Source organism: Mycobacterium pseudokansasii, assembly GCF_900566075.1.
Taxonomy (GTDB): Bacteria; Actinomycetota; Actinomycetes; order Mycobacteriales; family Mycobacteriaceae; genus Mycobacterium; species Mycobacterium pseudokansasii.
The window spans coordinates 4,181,168-4,193,606 of sequence record NZ_UPHU01000001.1 but is presented as its reverse complement, the minus strand read 5'-3'; the positions used below and the strand labels follow the sequence as shown (position 1 = coordinate 4,193,606).

11 protein-coding genes are annotated in these 12,439 nt (G+C 66.8%); 6 read left to right on the top strand and 5 right to left on the bottom strand.

Going from position 1 to position 12,439, the window contains the following annotated elements:
* Positions 1-2: 2 nt before the first annotated feature.
* Positions 3-266 (bottom strand): 30S ribosomal protein S20, encoded by a 264-nt coding sequence (gene rpsT, locus EET10_RS18875; protein ID WP_036399962.1) that lies wholly within the window; start codon positions 264-266, stop codon positions 3-5.
* Between the two features lie 137 nt (positions 267-403).
* Between rpsT and EET10_RS18870 the strand changes: the two genes are divergently transcribed.
* Genes EET10_RS18870 through EET10_RS18860 form a run of 3 tightly spaced genes read left to right on the top strand, consistent with a single transcriptional unit; the run spans position 404 to position 3,887 of the window.
* Positions 404-2,071 (top strand): circularly permuted type 2 ATP-grasp protein, encoded by a 1,668-nt coding sequence (locus EET10_RS18870; RefSeq protein ID WP_122502400.1) that lies wholly within the window; start codon positions 404-406, stop codon positions 2,069-2,071.
* Positions 2,071-3,048 carry an alpha-E domain-containing protein gene (locus tag EET10_RS18865; protein WP_036399960.1) on the top strand — a complete coding sequence of 326 codons (978 nt, stop codon included), beginning with the start codon at positions 2,071-2,073 and terminating at the stop codon, positions 3,046-3,048. Before EET10_RS18870 ends, EET10_RS18865 begins: the two co-directional genes overlap by 1 nt.
* Complete coding sequence (locus EET10_RS18860; RefSeq protein ID WP_036399958.1) at positions 3,048-3,887, top strand: transglutaminase family protein; 840 nt, start codon at positions 3,048-3,050, stop codon at positions 3,885-3,887. The genes EET10_RS18865 and EET10_RS18860 overlap by 1 nt, the downstream gene beginning before the upstream one ends.
* On the opposite strand, the gene EET10_RS31710 is transcribed toward EET10_RS18860, so the two are convergent.
* Together EET10_RS31710 and EET10_RS18850 are read right to left on the bottom strand one after the other, a co-directional pair.
* Positions 3,884-5,296: a PE family protein gene (locus EET10_RS31710; RefSeq protein ID WP_122502399.1), complete on the bottom strand. Its 1,413-nt coding sequence runs from the start codon at positions 5,294-5,296 to the stop codon at positions 3,884-3,886. The two genes, EET10_RS18860 and EET10_RS31710, sit on opposite strands and share 4 nt — an antisense overlap.
* Before the next feature lie 92 nt (positions 5,297-5,388).
* Positions 5,389-6,231 carry a ribonuclease Z gene (locus tag EET10_RS18850; RefSeq protein ID WP_036400633.1) on the bottom strand — a complete coding sequence of 281 codons (843 nt, stop codon included), beginning with the start codon at positions 6,229-6,231 and terminating at the stop codon, positions 5,389-5,391.
* A 150-nt stretch (positions 6,232-6,381) separates the two neighbouring features.
* Between EET10_RS18850 and EET10_RS18845 the strand changes: the two genes are divergently transcribed.
* Entirely contained in the window at positions 6,382-6,810 is a 429-nt protein-coding gene (locus EET10_RS18845) for a CBS domain-containing protein (RefSeq protein ID WP_036399954.1), read from the top strand.
* Positions 6,811-6,907: 97 nt separating this feature from the next.
* On the opposite strand, the gene EET10_RS18840 is transcribed toward EET10_RS18845, so the two are convergent.
* Entirely contained in the window at positions 6,908-7,519 is a 612-nt protein-coding gene (locus tag EET10_RS18840; protein WP_063468658.1) for a type II toxin-antitoxin system PemK/MazF family toxin, read from the bottom strand.
* Between the two features lie 55 nt (positions 7,520-7,574).
* Between EET10_RS18840 and lepA the strand changes: the two genes are divergently transcribed.
* Positions 7,575-9,482: a translation elongation factor 4 gene (gene lepA / locus EET10_RS18835; RefSeq protein ID WP_425461711.1), complete on the top strand. Its 1,908-nt coding sequence runs from the start codon at positions 7,575-7,577 to the stop codon at positions 9,480-9,482.
* On the top strand, positions 9,479-10,237 hold the full coding sequence (locus EET10_RS18830; protein WP_063468656.1) for a sensor domain-containing protein: 759 nt from the start codon (positions 9,479-9,481) through the stop codon (positions 10,235-10,237). Before lepA ends, EET10_RS18830 begins: the two co-directional genes overlap by 4 nt.
* A gap of 107 nt (positions 10,238-10,344) precedes the next feature.
* On the opposite strand, the gene EET10_RS18825 is transcribed toward EET10_RS18830, so the two are convergent.
* Complete coding sequence (locus tag EET10_RS18825) at positions 10,345-12,399, bottom strand: glycoside hydrolase family 15 protein (protein ID WP_036399950.1); 2,055 nt, start codon at positions 12,397-12,399, stop codon at positions 10,345-10,347.
* Between the last annotated feature and the right edge of the window lie 40 nt (positions 12,400-12,439).

Genomic DNA, 12,439 nt, shown 5'->3' with positions numbered 1-12,439 from the left:
ACTCAGCCGAGCTTGTGGAGGGTCCGCGCCAGGGCCGACTTCTTGTTGGCCGCCTGATTCTTGTGGATCACACCTTTGCTGGCAGCTTTGTCCAGCTTGCGGTTGGTCGACACCAGGAGCTGCGCGGCCTTCTCTTTGTCACCGGAGTGCGCGGCCTCGCGGAATGCCCGCACAGCGGTACGCAGCGACGACTTCACCGACTTGTTGCGCAGTCGGGCGCGTTCGTTCGTCCGGTTGCGCTTTTGCTGCGACTTGATGTTGGCCACGCGTTGATTCCTTATGTCGATTCGGGGATTGCTCGGGCGCCCCTGTCGCCCGACAACGACTGCTCAGGTTAGCAGTCGGTTACGTTTTCGCCCAAAAGAGCAGTCCCTGGCCTGCTGAAACGCCCAAGTGAGGCACCATGACACGGGTGAGTCTCTCTGACGCGACCGAAGCGAGCAGCCGGCGAGCACCGGGCCGTTCGGAGCGCATCTTCGACGGCTACCGCAAGTCGGCTGCCTCGGATAACTCGGATAACTCGGATAACTCGGATCACTATGCCACGGCCTTCGACGAGATGTTCGACGCGCAGGGCAACGTCCGTGGCCCCTACAAGGGCATCTACGCCGAGCTGGCGCCCACCGACGCGTCGGAGCTCAAAGCGCGAGCGGACGCGCTGCGCCGGGCGTTCATCGATCAGGGCATCACCTTTTCGCTGTCGGGTCAGGAGCGGCCCTTCCCGCTCGACCTGGTGCCCCGGGTGATCTCGGCGGCCGAGTGGGCGCGGCTGGAGCGCGGCATCATCCAGCGGGTCAAGGCCCTCGAGATGTATCTCGACGACATCTATGGTGACCAGGAAATCCTGCGCGACGGCGTGATCCCGCGCCGGCTGGTGACCTCCTGTGAGCACTTCCATCGCGAGGCGGTGGGGATCGTTCCGCCCAACGGGGTGCGCATCCATGTGGCCGGCATCGACGTGATCCGCGACGATCGCGGCGACTTCCGGGTGCTGGAGGACAACCTGCGCTCGCCGTCGGGAGTGTCCTACGTCCTGGAGAACCGGCGCACCATGGCGCGGGTCTTTCCGAACCTGTTCGCCACTCACCGGGTCCGTGCGGTCGACGACTATCCCGCGCACCTGCTGCGGGCGCTGCGCAACTCGGCGGCCACCAACGAGGCCGATCCCACGGTGGTGGTCCTGACGCCCGGGGTCTACAACTCGGCCTACTTCGAGCATTCGCTGCTGGCCCGCCAGATGGGTGTGGAGTTGGTCGAAGGTCGCGACCTGTTCTGCCGCGACAACCAGGTGTACATGCGCACCACCGAGGGGGAGCGCCAGGTCGACGTCATCTACCGGCGCATCGACGACGTATACCTGGACCCACTGCAGTTCCGCGCCGACTCGGTGCTCGGGGTGGCGGGTCTGGTCAACGCCGCACGCGCCGGCAATGTCGTCATCTCCAGTTCGATCGGCAACGGTGTCGCCGACGACAAGCTGGTCTACACCTACGTGCCCACCATGATCGAGTACTACCTGCGTGAGAAGCCGCTGCTGGCCAATGTGGAGACGTATCGGTGCTGGCTGGCTGACGAGCGCGAGGAAGTTCTGGACCGCATCGGCGAGTTGGTGCTCAAACCGGTCGAGGGCTCCGGCGGCTACGGCATCGTCTTCGGCCCGCAGGCCTCCGAGAAAGAGCTGGCCGCCGTCGGCAAGAAGATTCGCGACAATCCCCGCAGCTGGATCGCCCAGCCGATGATGGAGTTGTCCACGGTGCCAACCCGGGTGGCGGGCTCACTGGCGCCACGTTATGTCGACCTGAGGCCGTTCGCGGTCAACGACGGCAACGACGTCTGGGTGCTGCCGGGCGGGCTGACCCGCGTTGCGCTGGTGGAGGGCTCGTGGGTGGTCAACTCCAGCCAGGGCGGCGGGTCCAAGGACACCTGGGTGCTGGCGCCGCGCGCTGCGGCGGTCGATCGTGAGCTGGGCGGCGCCCAGGTGGTGCGGTCGCTGCCCCGGGCGGTGCCCGAGCCACCGCAGACCGAGCCGTCCCGCAACGAACAATCCCAGCAGCAGAAAGCGACCGACTGATGCTCGCCCGCAACGCCGAAGCGCTGTACTGGATCGGTCGCTACGTCGAGCGCGCTGACGACACGGCGCGCATCCTGGATGTCGCGGTGCACCAACTGCTCGAAGACTCCAGCGTCGACCCCGACCAGGCGTCCCGGCTGTTGCTGCGGGTGCTCGGCATCGAGCCCCCCGACCACGAACTCGACCTGTGGTCGCTGACGGACTTGGTGGCTTTCAGCACCAGCGCCCAGGGCGGCTCGTCGATCGTCGGTGCGATCTCGGCGGCGCGCGAGAACGCGAAGTCGGCGCGAGAAGTCACCTCCATCGAGATCTGGGAGTGCCTCAACACCACCTACAACGCTCTGCCGGAACGCGAGCGAGCTGCCAAACGCCTTGGGCCACATGAATTCCTGTCGTTCATCGAAGGCCGCGCGGCAATGTTCGCCGGGCTTGCCGACTCGACGCTCTCCCGCGACGACGGATACCGGTTCTTGTTGCTGGGCCGCGCCATCGAGCGGGTCGACATGACCGTGCGCCTGCTGTTGTCGCGGGTGGGAGACAGCGCATCGTCCCCGGCGTGGGTGACCCTGCTGCGCTCGGCCGGCGCGCACGACACCTATCTGCGTACCTACCGCGGGGTGCTGGACGCGGCCCGGGTGGTCGAGTTCATGATGCTCGACCGGTTGTTTCCGCGCTCGGTGTACTACTCGCTGCGGTTGGCCGAACACAACCTCGACGAATTGCTGCACAATCCGCAGAGCCGGATCGGGGCCACCACCGAAGCGCAACGGCTGCTCGGCCAGGCCCGCAGTGAACTCGAGTTCGTGCAGCCTGGTGTCTTGCTCGAATCCCTCGACAACAGGTTGGCCGGCCTGCAACGAACATGCCGGGACGTCGGAGAAGCGTTGGCGCTGCAGTACTTTCACGTATCACCGTGGGTGGCCTGGACCGACGCGGGTCGGCGTGGCCAACTGCTCGGCCGGCAAGGGGAATCCTGATGTGGCGGATGCGAGTGGTACACACCACAGGGTACGCATACCAGTCGCCGGTCACGGCGTCCTACAACGAGGCCCGGCTGACACCGCGCTCCAACACCCGCCAAAACGTCATCCTCAACCGGGTCGAAACCGTCCCGGCCACCCGGTCCTACCGCTACATCGACTATTGGGGCACCGCGGTGACAGCGTTCGACCTGCATGCACCGCACACGCAGCTGACGGTCACCTCGTCGTCGGTTGTCGAAACCGAGCGCCCTGAGCCGCCGACGGCCAAGACCAGTTGGGAGGAGTTGCACTCGGTACCCGTGATCGACCGGTTCGACGAGGTGTTGCGCCCCACCTGGTACACCCCGACCAGCAAACGCATCGCCGCCGTGGGCCGGCGGATCACCAAGTATCACGATCCCGCTGAAGCCGTCATGGCCGCATCCCGTTGGGCGCGAAGCGAATTGGAGTACCTTCCGGGCACCACCGGCGTCTATTCGACGGGACTGGACGCACTGGAACAGGGCCGCGGCGTCTGCCAGGACTTTGTCCACGTGACGCTGATCGTGTTGCGCAGCATGGGAATTCCCGGACGCTATGTATCCGGCTACCTGCATCCCGATCGCGACGCCGTGGCCGGCAAAACCGTGGCCGGGCGCAGCCACGCCTGGGTTCAGGCCTGGACGGGCGCGTGGTGGAACTACGATCCCACCCACGACACCGAAATCACCGAGCAGTACATCAGCGTCGGTGTCGGCCGTGATTACAGCGACGTGTCTCCGCTGAAGGGCATCTACTCCGGACTGGGCGCAACCGACCTCGACGTCGACGTCGAGATCACCCGGTTGGCTTAACCGTCCGGACCGGGATTTCCCGCCCAGCCGATTACCCCGGCAGTGCCACCACCCCCGCCCTTGCCGGGCGGGCCGGCGCCGAAACCGTGCCCGCCGGCGCCGCCGTTGCCGCCGTTGCCGATGAAGAAGGCATCGCCGCCGTTCCCGCCCTGGCCACCGGCCATGCTGTTGATGTTGCCGGCACCGCCGGCTCCGCCGTCGCCGGCGCTGCCGATCACCCAGGCGCCCGCCCCGCCCTGACCCCCGTAGCCGCCGCCGGAGCCACCGTGTCCGCCCACCCCGCCGAGGCCAAAGAGCACGGCGGCGCCGCCGGTCCCGCCGGCGCCGCCGGAGGGGAACAGGGCATAGTTGCCGGTGCCGCCGTTGCCGCCGGCGCCGCCGAACCCGAAGATCGTCGCCGCCCGGCCGCCGTCCCCGCCCTGGCCGCCGAACACGGTGCCGCCATCGCCGCCCACGCCGCCGGCTCCGCCGCTGCCGATCGAGTAGCCGGCGGAACCGCCGTTCCCGGCGGCTCCGCCGGTGGCGCCGCCGTTGCCGCCGCCACCGCCGATGCCGCCGTTGCCGAAAAGCGCTCCGCCACTGCCGCCGTCGCCGCCCAGCCCGCCTTGGCCACTGAGGTTGAAAGTGTTGTCGCCGCCCTGGCCGCCGGTCCCGCCGCTGCCGAACAGCCAGGCATCGCCGCCGAACCCGCCCATGCCGCCGATGGTGGTGGCAGCCACCCCGGCGCCGCCGTTTCCCCCCGCCCCACCGTTGCCGTAGAACAGGCCGCCCAAACCGCCGTTGCCGCCGCTGCCCGCGAACCCGGTGCCGACGGCCGCGCCGCCGGTGCCCCCGGCGCCGCCGCCGCCGATAAGGAAGGCGTTGCCACCCAGCCCGCCGCTGCCTCCCGTGCCGCCGGTGCCGCCGGTGCCGCCGTTTCCGATGAGGCCGGCGGCCCCGCCGTTACCGCCGGCGACTCCGGGCAGCGTGCTGTCGCCGCCCCGGCCGCCGTTGCCGTAGAGCAGTCCGCCCGGCCCGCCGGGCTGCCCTATGCCGCCGACGGTCCCGCCGTTGGCGCCGTTGCCGATCCACGGGCGGCCAAACAGCGCCAGGGCGGGTGCGTTGATCAGGTCGAGCAGGTTCTGGGCGCTGGCGGCCTCGGCACCGGCGTAGGCCGCTCCGCCGGCGGACAGGGCCTGCACCAGCTGGTCGTGAAACGCCGCCATCTGGGCGCTGATGCCCTGATAGCCCTGGGCCTGCGCCCCGAAGAACGCCGCGACGGCCGCGGACACCTGGTCGGCGGCGGCCGCCGGCACTCCGGCCGTCACGGCCGCTGCGTTCACGTTGGCCTGGCCGATCGTCGAACCAATTCCGGCCAGCTCGGTGGCCGCCGCAGCGATCGCCGCCGGACCTGCGATCACATACGACATGCCGCACCTCTGAGATCGAGCGAGATCAAGAGCAGTGGTCGGGGACTGGATCCTATCGCGATGTGAGCCCAATTCCGTGCATTACGGGCACGCTATTGCCGCGGGTGCACCTCGACTCGGTGCAGATCGTCGCCGAGCTCGATCGCTCCGCTGAACTCGGTCGCGGCCAAAGCCCGCCACTGCTCCTCCTGGCCTGCCACCAGGGCCGGCACGTAGTGCGTCATCACCAGGGTTCCCACCCCGGCTCGCTGGGCGGTCGCGGCGGCCTCCTGCACCGACGAGTGGTAGTCGCAGACGTCTTTAACCCGCTGCTGCGGGACATGCGCCAGGATGTCCTTTCGAATAACGGTGTGTACCAAGGCGTCTGCGCCCGCGGCCAGCTCGTCCAGGCCGGCGCAGGGCACGGTGTCGCCGGCCAGCACCACCGCCGCACCGCCGGATTCGATGCGGAAACCGATGGTCGGTGCCACCGGCCGGTGATCGGTGGGAGCCACCCGGATCGTCACACCCTCGCGGTCCCACACCGTGCCATCGGTGCACTCATGGACCTCGACCGGCGGCGGTGCGTCGAGATCGGCGTGGTGAGCGATGCGGTAGCCGATGTCGTGCCCGAATGCCTGCAGCGTCGCCGCCACCACCTCCGCGGTGCCCGGCGGGCCGATGATCTGCAGCGGCGGGGGAGCAGGGGCGAAGTTGGTGACCCAATTGGTGATGATCACGTCGCCGAGTTCGGCGATGTGGTCGCTGTGCAGATGGGTGAGCAACAAGGCCGACAAGCCGGCCGCGCCCACGCCGACAGCGGCCGCGCGTTGCAGGACACCGCGTCCACAGTCGATCAAGAACACGTGCCCGTCGGCCCGCACCAAGGTGGCCGGCCCGGCGCGGTTCGGGTCGGGAATGGGGCTGCCGGTGCCCAACAAGGTGATCTCGATCATGGCCACATCCTTACCAGCCTGGGCCGTGTGCGGCGGCGCAACCCGGCGATTCGCCCGGCGGGCCACCGTCGTGTTGGGGTGGCGGCTTTCCCGCCGCGCAAGTTAGCCGTAGCCTGGTGTGAATCGGGTCACTACCGGCGGGAGGCCTCAATGCGGATCGCGGACGTCTTGCGGAACAAGGGGGCGGCGGTGGTGACGATCAATCCCGACGCGACAGTGCGGGAACTGCTTGCCGGTCTGGCTGAGCAGAACATCGGCGCGATGGTGGTGGTCGGCGCGGAAGGGGTAGTCGGCATTGTGTCGGAACGCGACGTGGTACGCCAGTTGCACACCCACGGCGCCAGCGTGTTGTCTCGTCCGGTCTCCAAGATCATGACCAGCGATGTCGCCACCTGCACGAAATCGGACACGGTGGACAGCCTCAGCGTGCTGATGACCAACAACCGGGTGCGCCACGTACCGGTGCTGGACGGGAAGAAGCTGATCGGCATCGTCAGCATCGGTGATGTGGTGAAAACCCGGATGCAAGAACTCGAGGCCGAACAGCAGCAGCTGCAGTCCTACATCACCCAGGGTTAGCCGGGCCGGCCTCACGCCGACTTCGGCCAGCGGAACGCCACGGCGAAAAATCGCGTGGAATTTCGCCGTGGCGTTACGGTCGCGAGAGTGGCTGGCCCTAACGCCAGGAGTATTCGGTGCGCAACCGGGCGGCGACCACATCGAAGATCTCGCGCGGCAGAATCGCCCCTTCCCGGCGGATGCTCTCCTCCGGCACGTCGAGCACCCGGTCCAGTCGGACCCAGCTCTGCCTACCCTCGTAATCCCAGTCCCCCGAACCGATTCCGACCCAGTCACGATCGGCGGCGCGGTCTTCCCGGCTGGACAGCATGAGCCCCAGCAACACATCGCGGTTGCGGCCGACGACGAGCACCGGCCGGTCCTTGCCGCGGGTCGGGTCGTCTTCGTAGACCACCCACGTCCACACGATTTCCCCGGGGCCGGCCCGGCCATCGAGGTCGGGGGCGTAGACGAGCCTGCGGGCCCGCTGTGCGGTGGGAAAGCTGGTGCTGGTCACCGGGCGGCCTGCGGCGATCTCCTGGGGTGGCGGCGGCAGGCCCATCGCCATGATGTTCGCGGTGATCTTTACCGCACGCTGAAGTTCCTGCAGTACGGTTTGCGAGTTCTGTAGTTGACGCACCACCTTGGGAGCCTCGTTGAACACCAGGTTCCCTAAATTCTCGGTGAAGCGCTGGAACGTCTTCCACTGTGACTTCCGGGCGGACGCCATGTTGGCAGCATAGCCGCGCCGGAGCGCGCGATTGTGTCTCGGAGCGCCCGGCTGGATACCCTGGACATACCCACGAACCGCCCAGCTGGCTGGCTCAAGACCGTCCACCAGGAGAACTCCCATCAGCAGTTTCGCCGACAAGACCTTCACGCCGCCGGCACAGATTCGCAACTTCTGCATCATCGCTCACATCGACCACGGCAAGTCGACGCTGGCCGACCGGATGCTGCAGTTGACCGGGGTGGTCGACGAGCGTTCGATGCGAGCGCAATACCTGGACCGGATGGACATCGAGCGGGAACGCGGCATCACCATCAAGGCCCAGAACGTGCGGCTGCCCTGGCAGGTGGCCGACCAAGACTACGTGCTGCACCTGATCGACACGCCCGGCCACGTCGACTTCACCTACGAGGTGTCGCGGGCGCTCGAAGCCTGCGAGGGTGCGGTGTTGCTGGTCGACGCCGCGCAGGGCATCGAGGCACAGACATTGGCCAACCTGTATCTGGCATTGGACCGCGACCTGCACATCATTCCGGTGCTGAACAAGATCGACCTGCCGGCCGCCGACCCGGACCGGTACGCGGGCGAGATCGCCCACATCATCGGCTGCGAGCCGCACGACGTCCTGCGGGTGTCCGGCAAGACCGGCGAGGGCGTAGCAGCACTGCTCGATGAGGTGGTCCGGCAGGTGCCGCCCCCGCGGGGCGACACCGACGCACCCACTCGCGCAATGATCTTCGATTCCGTCTACGACATCTACCGCGGTGTGGTGACCTACGTCCGGGTGGTCGACGGCAAGATCACCCCACGCGAACGCATCGCCATGATGTCCACCGGTGCCACCCATGAGCTGCTCGAGGTCGGCATCGTCTCGCCCGAACCCAAGCCCTGCGACGGCCTCGGTGTGGGCGAGGTCGGCTACCTGATCACCGGTGTCAAGGACGTTCGCCAGTCCAAGGTCGGCGACACCGTGACGACGGTCCGCAACGGCGCCAAAGCAGCGCTGACCGGCTACCGCGAGCCCAAGCCGATGGTCTACTCGGGGCTGTATCCCGTCGACGGTTCGGATTACCCCAATTTGCGCGAAGCCCTGGACAAGCTGCGGCTCAACGATGCGGCCCTGACCTATGAGCCGGAAACCTCGGTGGCGCTGGGCTTCGGGTTCCGGTGCGGCTTCCTCGGTTTGCTGCACATGGAGATCACCCGCGAGCGTCTGGAGCGCGAGTTCGATCTGGATCTGATCTCCACGTCACCCAACGTCGTCTACCGGGTGCTCACAGAGGATGGCTCAGAAATCGTCGTCACCAATCCGTCGGATTGGCCGGAGGGCAAAATCCGTACCGTCTACGAGCCGGTAGTGAAGACCACCATCATTGCGCCCAGCGAGTTCATCGGCACCATCATGGAACTGTGCCAGTCGCGCCGGGGTGAGCTGGGCGGCATGGATTACCTCTCGCCCGAACGAGTTGAGCTGCGCTACACAATGCCGTTGGGGGAGATCATCTTCGACTTCTTCGACGCACTGAAGTCGCGCACCCGCGGCTATGCCAGCCTCGACTACGAGGAGGCCGGGGAACAGGAAGCGCAACTGGTCAAAGTCGACATCCTGCTGCAGGGCGAGACCGTAGACGCGTTCAGCGCGATCGTGCACAAGGATTCGGCGTTCGCCTACGGCAACAAGATGACCACCAAGCTCAAGGAGCTGATCCCGCGCCAGCAGTTCGAGGTGCCCGTCCAGGCTGCCATCGGGTCGAAAATCATTGCGCGCGAGAATATTCGCGCGATTCGCAAGGATGTGCTGTCGAAGTGCTACGGCGGTGACATCACCCGGAAACGAAAACTGCTGGAGAAGCAGAAGGAAGGCAAGAAGCGGATGAAAACCATTGGGCGGGTTGACGTGCCGCAGGAGGCCTTCGTGGCGGCGTTGTCCACCGACACCGCGGGAGACAAGGGCAAGAAGTGACAAACCGCTGGTGCTCTGTGGCCGCCGCGTTGTTGGCCGTGGTGCTCTCGAGCGGGTGCACCGCAAAGACCGGCGGCAAAGCTGGACCGGCGCCGAACATGGCGCCGCACGCGCTCACGGGCCCAGCTATCAACCAGGCCATGATTGACAGCGCCGCTCTGGCGAAGTTGCTGAACCAGCCGTTCCAGACCGCTCCGAAATACCCGGAGTTCGGCGGCAGCGACAAGTTGGGAAGCGCTTGGGAATCGGCACTGCCCGCCGACTGCCTAGGTGTCGTCCACATGATGCAGCAGGGTCCTTATCGCCCCGCGCCGATACAAAACATCGCCAGCGAAATGTGGGCCCACAACGGTGCTTCGGTGAAGGTCGACGATGTTTATGAAGGTATCGTCGCGTTACCGACGGCAGTAGACGCCAACGGGTTGTTCGCCAAGTTCGCCGCGCAGTGGAAGAAGTGCGATGGCACCACGCTGACGATGCCAACCTCCACGGTGTACGGCCAAGCTGCCATCTCCGACGTACGCGTCATGGATTCGGTTGTCGCGGCAACCATCTCACTGGGGTCCGGCCCGCACTCAATTTTGGCGACCATCCCGCAAGCCCGGGCCCTTGGCGTCCGGGGAAATTGCTTGGTTGAGGTCATGGTCAGCTTCGTTCCAACCGCCTACCCATCCGATGAGGGGACCGGCGACCTCAACACCAGCGCCATCGACATCGCGCACACGATGATGGACAAAGTCACCGCGCTGAGCTGACTCCGATCTCGGCACGAGCAGACGCAGAATCTTAGGAATTCCGTTGGAATCGTGCGATTCTGCGTCTGCTCGCCGCGGAAACTGGCCGCGAACTACATGGGCGCGAACTACATGGGCGCGTTGGCCGGCTGGAACATCCCCGAGCCGTCGGCTTCTTCCTCGGCGCGGATCACATGGACCACCGCGTTGATCAGCGCCAGGTGGGTGAACGCCTGCGGGAAGTTGCCCAGCTGACGCCCGGTGCGCGGCTCGATCTCCTCGGCGTAGAGGTGCAACGGGCTGGCGTAGGACAGCAGCTTCTCGCACAGCCGTTTGGCCCGCGCCACTTCGCCGATCTCGACCAGCGCTGACACCAGCCAGAACGAGCAGATGGTGAACGTGCCTTCCTCCCCGGACAGGCCGTCGTCGGTCTCGTGCACCCGATACCGCAGCACCAGGCCTTCCTCGGTCAGTTCGTCGGCGATGGCCAGCACGGTGTTACGCACCCGCGGGTCGTCGGGCGGCAGGAACCGGGTCAGCACCGCCAGCAGCAGCGACGCGTCCAGGGCGTCGCTGCCGTAGCGCTGGGTCAGCACGCCGCGGGAGTCTACGCCGTGCTCGAGGATGTCCGCCTTGATCTCCTCGGCGATCCGGCGCCATTGCTGGGCATAGCTTTTTTCGCCCTGCCGCGCGGCCAGCTTGGCGCCGCGATCCAGCGCCACCCAGCACATCACCTTCGACGAGGTGAAGTGCTGCGGTTCCCCGCGCACTTCCCAGATGCCGCGGTCGGGTTCGCGCCAGTGCTTGATCGCTTCCTCGACCTGGCGCTTGAGCACCGGCCACAACGTCTCCGGGACCTGCTCACGAGACTTGCAGTGCAGGTAGAACGAGTCCAGAATCGAGCCCCAGATGTCATGCTGCTGCTGGTTGTAGGCGCCGTTGCCGATCCGGACCGGACGCGCGTGGTCGTAGCCGGACAGGTGGTGCAGCTCCTCTTCGACCAGGCTGCGCTCGCCGCCCACGCCGTACATCACCTGCAGCGGATGGCGCTCGTTGTTGTTGGCGCCGGACACGTCGGCGATGAAGGCGAAGAAGTCGTCGGCTTCGCGGTCCAGTCCCAGGGTGTAGAGCCCCCACAGCGCGAACGTCGAGTCGCGGACCCAGGCGTAGCGGTAATCCCAGTTGCGTTCGCCGTGCGGTGTTTCCGGCAGTGACGTGGTGCTGGCGGCCAGCAGCGCGCCGGTGGGCGAGTACGTCAACCCTTTCAGAGTGAGTGCGCTGCGCTGCAGGTACGCCCGCCACGGGTGGTCGGGGAAGTTGCCGATGTTGATCCACTGCCGCCAGCACTCGGTCGTTTGCCACATCTTCTCGGCGGCCTCTTCGTAGGTTTGCGGCGCCGGGTGCTTGGTCCAGCTCAGGGCGACGAACACGTCGTCGCCCTCCTTCATCCGGGTGCGGGCGCGGGCTTCGCGGCCCTCCAGCCCGATCCGCAGATTGGTGGTCAGCTGCAGCGTCGGGTGGGCGTCGGGTTGCTGGCTGGCCCGGGCGATCGCCTCACTGTACGCGTTGGCCGAGTATTCCCAGGTGGCGCCCAGACGGTGGTAGTCGAACGCCGGCTCGCAACTCATCATCAGCTCGACCGTGCCGCTGACGCAGCGCACCGTGCGCAGCAGGATGTGCTCGGCGTCCCAGTCCATCGGGGTGCGCCGGTGGGTGCGCGATCGTCGCTCGATGTCGTGCCACGGCCCCATCACCAACGCGTCGCGCACGATCAGCCAGCCGGTGTGGGTCTGCCACGTGGTCTCCATGATCAGGCTGCCGGGCAGATAGCGGCGTGCCGAGGGCACCGAAACGCCGTAAGGACCCAGCCGGAAATGGCCCGCGCTGCGGTCCAGGATCGCGCCGAACACGCTCGGGGAGTCCGGCCGGGGCACACACATCCACTCCACCGATCCCGCCGGCGAGATCAGGCAGGTCGTCTCCCAGTCGGACAGGAAGGCGTAATCGGCAATGGGTGGAAACGGATTGCGCAGCGATGAGCTGGACGTGAAAATGCCCTTCGCGTCGGACTTGACGGACGGGACGGGTGCTGCCTGGAACGCTGGAATGTCGGTGACGTGAGAGACCTGGGCGGCTTCAGCGACCTCGGCGGCCTCGTCTGCGGGTTCGGCGTGCAGGACCATGCGGTCATCATCAACTGTCGACCTACTTCGCGTCCACCAC

What these genes read in the sequence shown, in the direction of transcription:
- EET10_RS18870 (WP_122502400.1), top strand. Translation starts at nt 404, where the DNA reads ATGACACGGGTGAGTCTCTCTGACGCGACCGAAGCGAGCAGCCGGCGA.
- EET10_RS18865 (WP_036399960.1), top strand. Translation starts at nt 2,071, where the DNA reads ATGCTCGCCCGCAACGCCGAAGCGCTGTACTGGATCGGTCGCTACGTC.
- EET10_RS18860 (WP_036399958.1), top strand. Translation starts at nt 3,048, where the DNA reads ATGTGGCGGATGCGAGTGGTACACACCACAGGGTACGCATACCAGTCG.
- EET10_RS31710 (WP_122502399.1), bottom strand. Translation starts at nt 5,296, where the DNA reads ATGTCGTATGTGATCGCAGGTCCGGCGGCGATCGCTGCGGCGGCCACC.
- EET10_RS18850 (WP_036400633.1), bottom strand. Translation starts at nt 6,231, where the DNA reads ATGATCGAGATCACCTTGTTGGGCACCGGCAGCCCCATTCCCGACCCG.
- EET10_RS18845 (WP_036399954.1), top strand. Translation starts at nt 6,382, where the DNA reads ATGCGGATCGCGGACGTCTTGCGGAACAAGGGGGCGGCGGTGGTGACG.
- EET10_RS18840 (WP_063468658.1), bottom strand. Translation starts at nt 7,519, where the DNA reads ATGGCGTCCGCCCGGAAGTCACAGTGGAAGACGTTCCAGCGCTTCACC.
- EET10_RS18825 (WP_036399950.1), bottom strand. Translation starts at nt 12,399, where the DNA reads ATGGTCCTGCACGCCGAACCCGCAGACGAGGCCGCCGAGGTCGCTGAA.